General features: G+C 56.5%; 17 protein-coding genes. 5 read left to right on the top strand and 12 right to left on the bottom strand.

The window, feature by feature from the left end; all coding sequences use genetic code 11:
- Positions 1-22: 22 nt before the first annotated feature.
- Genes AC0L7R_RS16960 through AC0L7R_RS16945 form a run of 4 tightly spaced genes read right to left on the bottom strand, consistent with a single transcriptional unit; the run spans position 23 to position 2844 of the window.
- Complete coding sequence (locus tag AC0L7R_RS16960) at positions 23-841, bottom strand: molybdopterin guanine dinucleotide synthesis (protein WP_473658029.1); 819 nt, start codon at positions 839-841, stop codon at positions 23-25.
- Positions 838-1329: a molybdopterin-guanine dinucleotide biosynthesis protein B gene (gene mobB, locus AC0L7R_RS16955; RefSeq protein WP_473658028.1), complete on the bottom strand. Its 492-nt coding sequence runs from the start codon at positions 1327-1329 to the stop codon at positions 838-840. The genes AC0L7R_RS16960 and mobB overlap by 4 nt, the downstream gene beginning before the upstream one ends.
- Positions 1326-1907, bottom strand: coding sequence for a molybdenum cofactor guanylyltransferase MobA (gene mobA / locus AC0L7R_RS16950; RefSeq protein ID WP_473658027.1), 582 nt, complete (start codon positions 1905-1907; stop codon positions 1326-1328). Before mobA ends, mobB begins: the two co-directional genes overlap by 4 nt.
- A gap of 58 nt (positions 1908-1965) precedes the next feature.
- Entirely contained in the window at positions 1966-2844 is an 879-nt protein-coding gene (locus AC0L7R_RS16945) for a formate dehydrogenase accessory sulfurtransferase FdhD (RefSeq protein WP_473658026.1), read from the bottom strand.
- A gap of 61 nt (positions 2845-2905) precedes the next feature.
- On the opposite strand from AC0L7R_RS16945, the gene AC0L7R_RS16940 reads away from it, so the two are divergent.
- Both AC0L7R_RS16940 and AC0L7R_RS16935 read left to right on the top strand, forming a co-directional pair.
- Entirely contained in the window at positions 2906-3610 is a 705-nt protein-coding gene (locus AC0L7R_RS16940; protein WP_348109352.1) for an AzlC family ABC transporter permease, read from the top strand.
- Positions 3607-3942, top strand: coding sequence for an AzlD domain-containing protein (locus AC0L7R_RS16935; RefSeq protein WP_473658025.1), 336 nt, complete (start codon positions 3607-3609; stop codon positions 3940-3942). The genes AC0L7R_RS16940 and AC0L7R_RS16935 overlap by 4 nt, the downstream gene beginning before the upstream one ends.
- Here AC0L7R_RS16935 and AC0L7R_RS16930 read toward each other — a convergent pair.
- From AC0L7R_RS16930 to AC0L7R_RS16915, 4 genes are all read right to left on the bottom strand, one after another.
- Entirely contained in the window at positions 3939-4508 is a 570-nt protein-coding gene (locus AC0L7R_RS16930; protein ID WP_473658024.1) for a hypothetical protein, read from the bottom strand. The genes AC0L7R_RS16935 and AC0L7R_RS16930 overlap by 4 nt on opposite strands.
- Entirely contained in the window at positions 4508-4642 is a 135-nt protein-coding gene (locus AC0L7R_RS16925; protein WP_247128561.1) for an aa3-type cytochrome c oxidase subunit IV, read from the bottom strand. Before AC0L7R_RS16925 ends, AC0L7R_RS16930 begins: the two co-directional genes overlap by 1 nt.
- 74 nt (positions 4643-4716) lie before the next feature.
- Positions 4717-5187, bottom strand: a complete 471-nt coding sequence (locus AC0L7R_RS16920; protein WP_348109355.1) for a DUF6173 family protein — start codon at positions 5185-5187, stop codon at positions 4717-4719.
- Complete coding sequence (locus AC0L7R_RS16915; RefSeq protein WP_473658023.1) at positions 5184-5648, bottom strand: Lrp/AsnC ligand binding domain-containing protein; 465 nt, start codon at positions 5646-5648, stop codon at positions 5184-5186. Before AC0L7R_RS16915 ends, AC0L7R_RS16920 begins: the two co-directional genes overlap by 4 nt.
- A 107-nt stretch (positions 5649-5755) precedes the next feature.
- Here AC0L7R_RS16915 and AC0L7R_RS16910 point away from each other — a divergent pair, with 107 nt between their 5' ends.
- Positions 5756-5992, top strand: a complete 237-nt coding sequence (locus tag AC0L7R_RS16910; protein ID WP_473658022.1) for a DUF6356 family protein — start codon at positions 5756-5758, stop codon at positions 5990-5992.
- Positions 5992-6756 (top strand): class II glutamine amidotransferase, encoded by a 765-nt coding sequence (locus AC0L7R_RS16905; protein WP_473658020.1) that lies wholly within the window; start codon positions 5992-5994, stop codon positions 6754-6756. The genes AC0L7R_RS16910 and AC0L7R_RS16905 overlap by 1 nt, the downstream gene beginning before the upstream one ends.
- Here AC0L7R_RS16905 and AC0L7R_RS16900 read toward each other — a convergent pair.
- Both AC0L7R_RS16900 and AC0L7R_RS16895 read right to left on the bottom strand, forming a co-directional pair.
- Complete coding sequence (locus tag AC0L7R_RS16900) at positions 6753-7781, bottom strand: MBL fold metallo-hydrolase (RefSeq protein ID WP_473658019.1); 1029 nt, start codon at positions 7779-7781, stop codon at positions 6753-6755. The two genes, AC0L7R_RS16905 and AC0L7R_RS16900, sit on opposite strands and share 4 nt — an antisense overlap.
- 25 nt (positions 7782-7806) lie before the next feature.
- Positions 7807-9510 (bottom strand): acyl-CoA dehydrogenase family protein, encoded by a 1704-nt coding sequence (locus AC0L7R_RS16895; RefSeq protein ID WP_473658017.1) that lies wholly within the window; start codon positions 9508-9510, stop codon positions 7807-7809.
- Positions 9511-9623: 113 nt separating this feature from the next.
- On the opposite strand from AC0L7R_RS16895, the gene AC0L7R_RS16890 reads away from it, so the two are divergent.
- Positions 9624-10574, top strand: coding sequence for an L-threonylcarbamoyladenylate synthase (locus tag AC0L7R_RS16890; protein ID WP_473658015.1), 951 nt, complete (start codon positions 9624-9626; stop codon positions 10572-10574).
- A gap of 28 nt (positions 10575-10602) precedes the next feature.
- On the opposite strand, the gene AC0L7R_RS16885 is transcribed toward AC0L7R_RS16890, so the two are convergent.
- Positions 10603-10929 carry a hypothetical protein gene (locus AC0L7R_RS16885; RefSeq protein WP_183529693.1) on the bottom strand — a complete coding sequence of 109 codons (327 nt, stop codon included), beginning with the start codon at positions 10927-10929 and terminating at the stop codon, positions 10603-10605.
- A gap of 13 nt (positions 10930-10942) precedes the next feature.
- Entirely contained in the window at positions 10943-12808 is a 1866-nt protein-coding gene (locus AC0L7R_RS16880) for an OmpA family protein (RefSeq protein ID WP_473658014.1), read from the bottom strand.
- Positions 12809-12822: the final 14 nt, after the last annotated feature.

The following is a 12822-nucleotide window of genomic DNA, read 5'->3' as shown; positions in this document are numbered from 1 at the left end:
GGAGGAGGTATCAGGCCCATGGTCATAAGTGTGGGTCTCTCACGCCAAGAATCCAACCCTCGACAGGGGCGCTGATGTGCAAGTCTGCGTGAAGTTGTGTAACAGTTCTTTGTGCAAGATGGTGCGCGGTTGCCATGACCTGATGGGCGTCTTTGATGATATGATCGGGGCCTTGGCCTGCAAAAAGCGTTGGCCAGATTTCAACAAAACTGATTGGGGCGGTGAGATTTTCAAACGGCCAGACGTTGATTTGATCAGGAAATGCCAGCCTTAGCTTTTGCAAGACAGGCAGGCCCATGATGATTTGCGACCCGACCGCACCAGCCCCTGATAGTTGCCAACAGGTGAACGCGCCCTTCGCAAGATGTTCGACCGCACGCCGTTCGGGGAACGGATTTTGCGTGCGCGCCAGACCTTTGCGGGGTAGATGATCAATATCGCGCCCCAGACCGTTCCCCCAGAACGGGCCAATACCGGGCAGCGTCGCGTTGATCTGTCCTGCCAAATCGAAGCGATTATTGGCTTTTGGGGTGTCTTCCACGCGGTCGGTGAGCCAGTCCCAGATCGCAAGCGGATCATTGGTGCCTGTCAGGTGTTGGCCAAATCCTGTGGGATACCCGAAAGGAAAATCAAACCCGATCATGGCAGTTCGGCCAGCAGTTAGTTCGGTTTCGAAAAAATCCTGCGCCCAGTTCGCAAAGACCTGTCGATTGCGAAAATACATCGGATTCTTGGACGTATCGCCCTGACTGACGCCTACCCAAATTGCATCACTGGTCGGTTTCGCCCCCCGATCATTGCCGCCGGACCAATCGACCATGACGAAGCTATCGTAGGTCATAGGCCTGTCTCTGACAGGATGAAGTCTGCGATGGTTGTCGTGTCGTTCAGATCAAAAACCGGACGATCAACGTCAAGCTGGGTGTCCGAAGCAACAGCCTTGATCGTCGGATCATTCGTGGCGATGAGCGGGTTGTTTGGGGCAGCGCGAAAGGCTTCGATCTTAGGGTGGTTGTCGCGTTTCCACCCTTCAACTAAAATCAAATCGACAGGCGCCATTTGTGCGAGCAGATCGGCAAGCGGTGGTTCAGGCGTGTCGCGCAGTTCGGTCATCATCGCCCAACGATTGCCGGATGACAGCACAACCTGATGCGCCCCCGCCGCGCGATGTCGGTAGCTGTCTTTGCCGGGGTGGTCGATGTCAAAACTGTGGTGTGCATGTTTAAGGGTCGAAACGGTAAATCCGCGCCCCGTGATTTCCGTTACCAGACGTTCCATCAAACCGGTTTTGCCTGCGTTCTTGTAACCTGTGACGCCAAATATTTTCATAGCATCGCCTCTGCTGTCTTGAGGTCTTCGGGCGTGTTCACGTTGAAGAACGCTTGATCATTAGGGAATTCAGCGGTGCCAGCGTTGTGCTTTTGCGTCCACATCACGACTTTGCGCAGGCCATCGTTTAATGCAGCGCGCAGATCGTCACGCAAAGCGACCGGCCACAGACCAAACGTGGGTTGCCTGCCGGACGGGGACGCGGCGAGCGCGAGACCAGTTGTTTCGCCTGCAAGCAAAAGCTGGGGCGTCAGGTCACACGGGAAAAACGGGGTATCGGCGGCCGCTGTGATGATATGGCTGTGCCCCAAGTCGGCCGCGTGATCCAACCCCGCAAGAACGCCGGACAGGGGGCCGGCGAAACCGGTGATGCTGTCCGCCACAACCGCGATGCCGTAGTCGGCAAATCGGGTTGCGTCGCCATTGGCGTTCAGAATCACGCCGTCCGTCTGCGGGTCCAGCCTGTCGATCACACGCTTGAGCAGGGTTTGCCCGCCAAGGGGCAGCAGGCATTTGTCAACGCCGCCCATACGCGTGGCCTGTCCGCCCGCAAGGATCACACCGAGTGGTTGTTTCATGGGGTCGGCCTTGTGCTGGGTGTTGTTCCGGACAGGTAAAATGGCAGGCAGTAATTCGTCATCCTGTTTTCCGGCCTGATTTTTTCGGTTCATCGGCGATTTGCGATGGGTCCGCGTCGCGGATGAGTCGGTGTTCGCCGGACAGGCAGACGAAGCGCTGTCCTTTCATGCGCCCGATCAGGGTCAGCCCACATTGCTGCGCAATTTCAGCGCCCCAAGCGGTGAAACCCGACCGTGATGCGAGAACCGGAATGCCCATGAGCGCGGTTTTGATGACCATCTCGGACGTCAGTCGTCCAGTTGTGTAAAGGATTTTGTCAGCGGCGGGCACTTTATCAGACAGCATCCAGCCTGCGATTTTATCGACGGCGTTATGGCGACCCACGTCCTCCATATACACCAGTGGTTGGTTGCCTTGGCACAGGACGGTCCCGTGGATCGCCCCCGCCGTCAGGTAGAGCGATGGTGTTCGGTTGATGTGGGCCGCCAGCGCATAAAGGTCGGATGTCTTTACCGTCGTTTCGGGCAGCGCGACGTTTTCCAGCCCCTCCATCATATCGCCAAAGACGGTCCCAACCGCACAGCCGCTGGTGCGTGTTTTCTTTTGCAGCTTTTCTTCAAAGGTGGTCGCAGACGCGGTGCGCACAACTACGGTTTCCAGTTCTTCATCATAGTCGACGCCCGTCACGTCTTCGCCATCGGCCAGCATGCCTTGGTTCTTCAAGAACCCCAGGGCGAGGAATTCCGGATAATCCCCGATTGTCATCGCCGTGACAATTTCGCGGCTGTTGAGAAAAATGGTCAGCGGGCGTTCTTCGACGACATTCAGGTGCGTCGGTTGCCCGTGCTGATCTGTTCCTTGAACGGCTCGCGTCAGCCGTCCCGCAGAAGGGTCGGGCGCAATGATATAGCCGGAAATATCGTCAAGCTGAGCCAATTGTCATTCCTTTGGGTCGGCGCTAAGCGTTAGGGGCCGCACAACAACTTAGGCTGAACCCATGTTATCTGCTACTGAGAAATCCGCCTATCTTGCAGGCATTCGCGACGGTTGGCCGTTTGTGTTTGTCGCAGCCCCGTTTTCAATGCTGTTTGGTGTCGTCGCAATTGAAGCTGGGCTTAGTTTATCGCAGGCGATGGGGTTTTCTGTCGTCGTGATTGCGGGGGCCGCCCAATTTGCAGCGATGCAGATGATGGTGGACGGTGCATCTATTGCGCTGGTCCTGTTGGCCGCGTTGGCTGTGAACCTGCGCATGGCGATGTATTCCGCGTCATTGGTGCCGTGGTTGGGAACGGCCCCGCTTTGGCGGCGCGCTGCGGTGGCGTATTTTCTTTTTGATCAATGCTACATGGCGTCAATGTCTGAATACGAATCCACACCGATGTCTGTTTCGGACAGGTTCTGGTTCTTTATGGGGACAGCGACGCCTCTGGTTCCGGTGTGGATCATGTTTACGGCCATTGGCGCGCTTGTCGGGACATCGATCCCGCCAGAATACGCGTTGGATTTCGCTTTGCCGATTACGTTTTTGGCGATGATCGGGCCGATGATGCGAACTTTGGCGCATGTGGTTGCTGCGTTTGTGTCGATGTGTGTCGGGCTTGCGTTGATCTGGTTGCCATCCGGATCAGGCCTGCTGATTGCGGCAGGCTGCGCGATGGTGACAGGCGTGATCGTTGAAAGCTGGATGGAGAAGCGGACATGACCTTTTCAGATGCAGAAATTTGGCTGATCATCGTGGCGCTTGGGATCGGGACCTACCTGATCCGGTTTTCGTTCTTGGGGCTGATTGGTGATCGCCCAATGCCGCCGATTGTGCTGCGCTTGTTGCGCTATACGCCAGTCGCCGTGCTGCCTGCGATGGTGGCACCTTTGGTCGTTTGGCCGGATGCAACTGGCGGTGATCTAGACCCAGTGCGTGTGGCGGCCGCTATTGCAACGCTGGCTGTCGGTATTTGGAAGAAGAACCTTTTGTGGGCTATCGGGGCAGGGGCGGCCACGCTTTATGCGGGCCTGTACCTGACAGGGCAGTTTTAGTCCTGTTCGCGCACTTCACGCGTGGTCACGCCAGTTACGGCTGCAAAATCGTCCGATAGATTATTCGGGAACCACGAACTGCCGACAGCATCGAAGCCGGGAAGCTGCGTCAGCAATCCGGAAATGGAGCGGCTGCAGTGTGCTTTAGGTTCTGCGCCATTGGCGAGCGCAAGTCGTAGCGCCTGATCAGCGACGGCTGCTAATACTGTCACTTTTTGGATGACAACGTAAAATTCGCTACGGGCATGGAAAGAGATATAGGCCCGTTCCGCCGCAGGGCTAAAGCCGAACAAAACGTCGTTGCGTTCCGGTGTGCTGGTTGCTTTGAAGCTTCCGGCTGGATCAAACAGAACGCGCTGTTCCGCGTCGATTAACAACCCGGAATGGGCCCCATTTCCAGAGCTGACATTCTTGACGGTAAAGAGGGTCAGCACGCTTGGGCCATTGCTGCGATATACTGCGGCGTTCACCGCGGTATCGGGTGCCCAGACCGGTTCAGCCGAACAGGCCGCAAGCGCAAAAGGTGCGCCCACCACAAACGCGCGTCGGGTGAGCGTCGCAGTCATTAGCCGCCGACGAGCGCCAAGAAGATCAGAAAGACGATGATTGCGATCGTGCCGCGTGTCACCATCTTGATAAAGCCGTCAAACGTCTTTTCTTGAACTGTGATGTCCATTTCGCCGTGCTTGTGGTCTGCCATGATCGTGGCCCTTCTTGATAGATTTTGCGCTGTCCTAGCTGATTCAGTGTGCACTGTCACGTGTGTAGGGCGGGTTAAGTTGCCGCATCTTCCGCATCACGTTCTAGGGCAGAGGCAAGTTGAAACCCGATCCGGTTCGGTTCGGCTTGATCCACACGCTTTGGACTGGACACCAACATGACATTCAACTGGCTGACGTGTTGCACCAGCTGCGTTTTTGCACCAGCGCCATTGGTCCCGTAATAGGTGACGATATCGGGGTCAAAATATCCCAGACCTTCGATTTTCATCACACCTGCGTCGCCGCCGACGAAGCCAAGCCCAACTTCGTGATCGCTGTCGAGCTGTTTCTCGAAATTCTGAATATAGAGGATGATCCGTTCGTACGCCCATTGTGCCGGACTTTTCTTGGCGGCGGGTTCTTTCATCGCTTTGGGCAGATCACCTTCGGAAGGGCAGTCCTGATCGGTGGTGTGCACCTCTTTGATCTTCGGCAAGATGTCATTTTCAAGCGCTTCGGCTGAAGTTACGATTTCGTCGTTCATGAGAGGGGCACCGCCGTTGTTTCTTTGATCTCCTCCATAACAAAGCTGGCCGAGATGTCCGATACAGAAATTCGTGATGTTAGTCGTTTGTAGAAGGCGTCGTAGGCGGGCACATCTGCGACCCGTACGCGTAGGACGTAATCCAGATCCCCTGTCATCCGGTAAGCCCCGACAATTTCGGGCATCCCTGCCAATGCTTTGCGGAACGTATCGATCCAACCGGCTTCGTGTTGGTTCGTCTTGATCAGAACCATCGCGGTCAAAGGGCAGCCGGCGCGTTTGGGATCGACCAAGGCGACGCGGCCCGTGATCACGCTGTGCTGCTCCAATTGTTTCACGCGCCGCCATGTGGCGTTGCGCGATAGATTCACGCGTTCGGACAGGTCGTCGACGGACAAAGTGGCATCCTGTTGCAGGTGCGTCAGGATCGACTTGTCGATTGTGTCTAATTTTTCCATCATGTTGGGATGATGTCCCATTGATTGACGAAGTGGAAGGGATGTTTGGGACGTTTTTTTGCGGGATGCGATGTTAATGTTGCAGCAACCCACGCACAGGAGCCGCCCCAATGTCTGATTTGTCTTCCCCGACCCAATCCGGTGTCATCGCACGCCTTTTCACTGACCATCCGGCAACTGTGAACGAAACCTATTTTGGTCACATGAAATTCGCGTTTGGCTTTGCGTTCTGGTTGGGTGTTGCGGCGTTTGCGGCTTTGCTTCACGCAATCATCCCTGCCTTATGTGAAACGACAGCAAGCCGTATCTTGATGCGCTTGCATGGTCGGATCACGGCCCGTCACTAATGTGCCGGATCGCGTCGTATATTGGGCCTGAAATCCCGCTTGAGAATATCATCGTCCGTCCGAACCACTCGTTGCTGGCTCAAAGCCAGAAAGCGAACGAAGCCAAGCTGGCCGTGAATGGTGACGGGTTTGGGGTCAGTTGGTACAATGATACGTCGGATTTGCCCGGTTTGTATCGCGACGTGCTACCCGCGTGGGCGGACGATAATCTGACGAACCTGTGCCGCATGGTGCGGTCGCCGTTGTTTATCGCGCACGTGCGCGCATCAACAATGGGCGAAACCAGCCGTGTGAATTGCCATCCGTTTAGCCACGGGCGTTGGTCCTTTTGCCATAACGGTCAGATCCCGCACTTCCCCGCGATCCGGCGGCAGATGGAGGCGGCTTTGCCCGATGATCTGTATGCTGCGCGTCGTGGCACGACAGATAGCGAGATGATCTTTCTAACGCTGCTTGCCAACGGTTTGGATAACGATCCTGCAGAGGCGATGCGCAAAACGGTTGCCGCCATCACAGCGCAGGACGTCATGAGCCCCGTGAAAATGACATGCGTGCTGAGCGACGGTGAAAGCCTGTACGGGTTTCGTTACGGGGCAGACGGGATTGCGCCGACGCTTTATGTGTCAGGTACGCTCGATAATGGTGGCCGTGCGATTGCGTCAGAACCGTTGACTGGCATGGCGACGGGGTGGAACGCCATCGAACAACATACGTTGTGTCGTTTAGGCCCTGAACAAAACGAGATGCGATCGCTTGTCGCTTAAGTCTGCCATCGCCATGCGCCATCGTCCCCCATGGTGCGTGTGGCGATGCCTGTCTGGTGCAGGTGGTTGAGGTGTGCCAGCGCCTCGACCAGCGCCAGACCGTAAGCACTGCGCCCGATCTTGCGTTTGAACAGTGGCACAAAGCATTCGCCACCTGTGCGCGGTTCTTTCAGGTGTTCGATCAACCGTTCCAGCGCCCCGTGATGGTTTTCGATCATCTGACGTAGGCGTAGTGGCAGACCTGTGAACGGCAGTTTGTGGCCCGGCAAGACCAACTGGTCATCTGTCGCAAAGGGCTGAAAGCTTTCGCAGGCCGTTAGCCATTCTTGGACCGGATCAGCGTCTGGTTCGGTTGGATACACACCAAGGTTCGCGCTGATAGAGGGCAGTAATTGATCGCCGCCGACCACCAGATTGTCATCACGCGACCAGAAAGTTGCATGTTCAGGGGCGTGGCCGTTGCCCATGCGGATGTCCCATGTCCGACCACCGAATTGGACGGTGTCACCATCGACCAGTCGCGTGTACCCCATCGGCAGGGGATCAACGCAATCGGCGAAGTTAAATGGACGTTCGGTTTTGCGATGCGCGAATTCTTCGGCAGACATGCCCGCGCGGAGATAGAAATCAAGCGCTTCGTCTGTGTAGGTGGGTTGTTCGTCCAGCGTCAGCATCCGTGTCATCAGCCAGCCGGTGCGCGGCATCAGCAATTCGGCACCCTTGGCGATGAACCAGCCAGCAAGACCGACGTGATCAGGGTGGTGATGAGTGACGATCAGGCGGGACACGGGTTTGCCTTGCAGTGGGCCCGCCAGCAGGGTTTCCCAGATTGCCTTGCCTTTTCGCGACGAAAATCCGGTATCGATGATTGTCCAGCTCTCGCCTTCATCGAAAGCAAAGATGTTCACGTGGTCCAGTGCCATGGGTAACGGTAGGCGCATCCAAAGGACGCCGTCGGCGACCGTGATCGCCGCACCCTCGGGTGGTGGTGTGTCCCAAGTGTAGGTAATCAACGGCGTTGTCATTGCATGTCCTGTCGGCGTTGGCCGCTTAGGCTGCGAAATCGTCTGGTGTGATGGCCATCAGATCAGCGCTGCCGGTGCGCGTATGCGCCAAAAGGCTGGCGTGCTCAGGCAGTAACCGATTGATATAGAACCGTGCAAGGCGTTCGCGCGAAGCATCACCCGCGACAGCAGCCTGCAGATGCGCATGACCACCCAAGACGCGCGCAAATGCGCGCAGGTAAGGAACAGCGCCCGCGAAACGGTCCGTCAGATCATCCTGCGCGACCAACCATTCTGTCGTTTCACGTAGGTTTTCGATCGCCTGCCAAACAGCTTCGGCGAGGTTCGGAAATTTCTTCTTCGTGGCGTCTGTGATGTCTTGAATTTCTTCAAGCAAAGCGAATGCAGCATCACCGCCGTCCATCAGTTTACGTGCAACGAGGTCCATAGCTTGGATGCCGTTGGTGCCTTCGTAGATCGCGGTCACGCGGACATCGCGGGAGTATTGCGCGGCCCCTGTTTCTTCGATGAAGCCCATGCCGCCGTGTACTTGCACGCCCATTGAGGCCACATCGATACCTGTGTCTGTTCCGAATGCTTTGCAGATCGGCGTCAGGAACGCAGCGCGTGCTTTCCATTTCGGATCGTCAGTCGCTGTTGTCATGTCGATGGCGACAGCATTCATCAAAGCGATAGCGCGGGCGGCAAAAACCTCTGCCTTCATCGTCGCCAGCATGCGGCGCACGTCAGCGTGTTCGATAATCGCACCTGTGCCGGGTGCTTTGCCTTGTTTGCGTTCATTTGCGTAAGCAATCGCATGCTGCAAAGCGCCTTCGGCAACACCAAGGCCCTGCACACCCACGCCCAAACGGGCGTTGTTCATCATCGTGAACATGGCGGCCATACCGCCGTTTTCAGGACCGACGAGCCAGCCTTTTGCACCGGAATATTCCATCACAGCGGTCGGGGACCCATGCAGCCCCATTTTGTGTTCCAGTGACACAACGCGCAGATCATTGCGTTCGCCAAGGTTGCCGTCTGCGTCTGGAATGAACTTTGGCACCATGAACAGACTGATGCCTTTTGTACCAGGGACGCTATCCGGCAGACGGGCTAGCACAAGGTGGCAGACGTTTTCGGTAAAGTCGTTGTCGCCCCAAGAGATATAGATTTTCTGGCCGGAAATTGCATAGCTGCCGTCGCCGTTTGGTTCGGCCTTTGACCGCAGCGCACCGACGTCAGAACCGGCCTGCGGTTCGGTCAGGTTCATTGTGCCGCACCATTCGCCAGAAATGAGTTTCGGCAGATACAGATCTTTGATCTCGTCTGACGCGTGATGCTCCAGTGCTTCGATCTGGCCCTGCGACATCAACGGGTTCAACTGCAACGACAGGCAAGCAGACGACATCATATCGTTCACAGCCGTTGTCAGCGTCATCGGAAGGCCCATGCCGCCAAAGTCAGGCGCGGCTGAAATCCCGATCCAGCCGCCTTCTGCGATTGCTTTGTAGCCGTCAGCGAAACCCGGGGATGTGCGCACAACGCCGTTTTCCAGAACAGCCGGATGTAGGTCACCGGGTCGTTGCAATGGCGCGAGTACGTTTTCGCACATCTTGGCGGCTTCTGTCAGGATGGCCTCTACCGTGTCAGACGTCGCATCCGCGAAGCGATCGGTGTCCGCAACGGCGCCAAAGCCTGCGATGGTGTCCATGAGAAAACGAATGTCTTGGACCGGTGCACGATATGGCATGAGGACCTCCTGAGGGCGGCTGCGGCTTGGCAAGAACGCAAGCCGCGCTTATGGGTAAAAGTTACCCGCAAAATGTGCCATGTCCGGCACCCCATCAACTGAAACGCCACGTCATGACTTTTGCCGCCTCACGTCGACTGACCGCAGACCCGCGCGGAATCGCACAAGCGGCGCATATTTGGGCGGACGGTGGGCTGGTCGCGGTCCCGACTGAAACTGTGTACGGGCTTGGCGCTGATGCACGCGATGATACAGCCGTTGCGCGCATTTACGAAGCAAAGGGGCGTCCGTCATTCAATCCGTTGATTGTGCATGTCCCCGACTTGGCGGCGGCAGAGATATATTGTGTTTTCAATGATGATGCGCAGCGTTTAGCGCAGGCATTTTGGCCGGGCGCATTGACGCTGGTGCTGCCGATTAAGCCTGACGCGGGCATCAGCAAGCTGGTCACGGCAGGATTGGACACATTGGCCGTGCGTGTGCCCGATCACCCGCTCGCGCGTGATGTCCTAACTGCGTTCGGTGGGCCGGTTGCGGCTCCGTCAGCCAATCTGTCGGGGCGGATTAGTCCGACGACGGCCGATCATGTATTGGCGGGCTTGGATGGTCGGATTGATGCTGTGCTGGATGGCGGTGCTTGCCCCGTCGGCGTCGAATCGACGATTGTAGCCTGTGTGGGTGCGCCTGCATTGTTGCGGACAGGCGGGGTTCCAGTCGAAGCATTGTCGGCCTGTCTTGGTCAGCCGCTTTTGCAGCCCGATGATCCGGAGACGCCGCAAGCACCGGGACAATTGGCATCGCATTATGCGCCGAAAGGAACGGTCCGCTTGAACGCGAAGGAACTGCACGACGGTGAGGTGCTGTTGGGGTTTGGTCCGGTAGACGCGGACGTCAATCTGTCGCTAAGTGGTGATCTGATAGAGGCCGCATCGCAGTTGTTTGCCTGCCTGCATCAGTTGGACGAGATGGGTGCTGCGCATATTGCGGTATCGCCAATTCCGCAAACTGGATTGGGTGCCGCAATCAATGACCGCTTGAAAAGGGCCGCTGCCCCGCGCGATTAAGGTCGAATTTTCTGGAAGAATCGAAGCCTTATCCGGCGTTTTGCCGTTCGATATAGCTGCGCAGTTCTTCCGCCTCGCGCCGTGCTTCGCGTAGGCCATCCATGGCGGCCCGCAATTCGGCTTCGGTTTGGGCGTGTTGGTTGGTCATTTCAGCTTCACGCTGCTGCAAATAAGTAATCGCCTGATCGCGCGTTTCTTCGGCGTCGTGCAGGGATTGGGCCATCTTATCCAATTCACCGATTTCGGCTTTGGTCACACGGGTAAACCGGTTGATCAGCCAGCTCGCGAACCATCCAAGGGCAAAGGCCACAAAAAGGATAATTGCGGTGGCAATGATAAATTCGGTTCTATTCACGTCAGGTCCGTTCTTATTCTTGTGCTGGTGCTTCGGCTTCTTCTAGCGCCGTTGGTACTTCGGGTGTTGTTTCGGGCACAATAAGCCGGAATTCAATACGCCTGTTCGCTTCACGACCTTCGGCTGTGTCATTATCCGCAATTGGATCAGCCTCACCATAGCCTTTTGCTTCAAAACTGGAAACCGGAACACGGCGGGCACGCAGCGCATCAAGCACGGCGCTGGCCCGTTCTTGCGACAGTTGCGCATTCATTTCTTCGCGGCCTTGGCTGTCTGTATAGCCCGCAATTTCGATCCGCAGATCAGGGCAGCGTTTCAGAATATCCGCGATTTCATCGACAACAGCTGTTGTGTCGGACGTGATCGACGATGCACCGGGATCGAATGTAATTTTCCGGACAGCCGTGACTTCGGTGATCTTGGCAACGCATTCTTCCGGCGTTGGCAGACCTGCAATCGGATCAAGTTCTTTGACATATTCAACTTCGATATCGAATTCGGCCGATTGTCCCAGTTTATCAATCAGCAGGCGAGAGATATCAGCCTGCGCTGTCTCTGATCCCGTTTTGCCGCGCACAGTGACGGAAGCTGGTTCAACGACGACGGACCCGTTAGACAATTCAGACATCGCTTCGATGCCAGCCAGCACGCGGATGACCCAACCGGATGGAAGGTCGTCAACAACGCGCGTGCCGATCGTTACGTTGCTTTGCCCGAACTTTGCGGATGCATAGTTGCCCGCTGTTGTATTGGTCAGTTCGTCCGGCACGCGTCCGCGCAATTGCACAGCACCTTCAGGGCTACGTGTAATCGTGAATTGCGGTGGTCCTGCGGATGGATCGGTCGGTGCGCGTGGTAGATCTGACGCAAGCGCATAGACGTCTGGCAACGCATTTTCCAACTGACCAACGACGCGGTCGAATGTGGTTTGCGCGGTGCCTTGCTGCGCGACAAGCGCGATATCGGTATCAGAGATCGTGACAGTGCCGCCGCCAAGATCTTTGACCGCCGTAATCGACAAAGCGACCGCTTCGCCCCAAGTCCGTGATGGCACGCCGAGCGCTTCGATACAGCCGGGGTCGCCTGTAAATCCTGCATCTTCTGCGGCGGCAACGATGGCGGACAATGCTTCGGTGCTATCAACAGCACAGGCATCGAAATGTGCCCCTTCTTCGTCGATTGCAAAGCGTGTGGTGAATGGAGAAATGACAGGCCGCGGTGCCGTTAGATCGACCGTAACCCAAACATTTGTCGGTTTATTGCGGGACAGGTTGCTTTCCAGTTCCGCTTTTTCCAGTTCGGAATCGGTGATTGCATTCACAAGCACACGTTTCGACGAAACAGAGATTTTCGAGCGCGGCAAATCAGACAAAGCGCGCAGCGCATAGTTCAGGGCAGGTTGCCACGTTTCGGGAACGGGATAATCCGCAACTTCGAGCAGATCAGTGACGTCTTGGCCGTCAGCGATGTCCGCGATCCGTTCAGCCAGCGCTTCGCGGTCGGTATCGGCGGGGATTAGCCCAATCAAGGATACGCCGCTGTCGTTGCGCAGAATTTCAATCGCAAATTCGGGCGGTGCGATAGACTGCGAATCAATCACGTCCATGTTGTCGATGACGCGGCTGGCGTCCACGATGCTCCCTGCTGCGGAAATAGCGCGGAACCGAACAGCTTCGGATGGGGCTTGGCCTTCCAGCACAACTTGCAGTCCATCACTGACCACAGAAGCCCAGTCATGCCCTTGATCTATTAGGACTTCACGCACGCCCACGACGGACCGTTCTTCGATGAATGTAACCGCTGCCCGCGCAGAGACGACGCAGACGCCAGCGGCGGCTGCAAAAACGACGAGGCGGGTGAATAAGGCAGATAGACGCATTACTTTTGAAATTT

This window comes from Yoonia sp. D2-7 (assembly GCF_055809435.1).
Note: the sequence above shows the minus strand (reverse complement) of the source record. Positions and strands in the feature narration are given on the sequence as shown.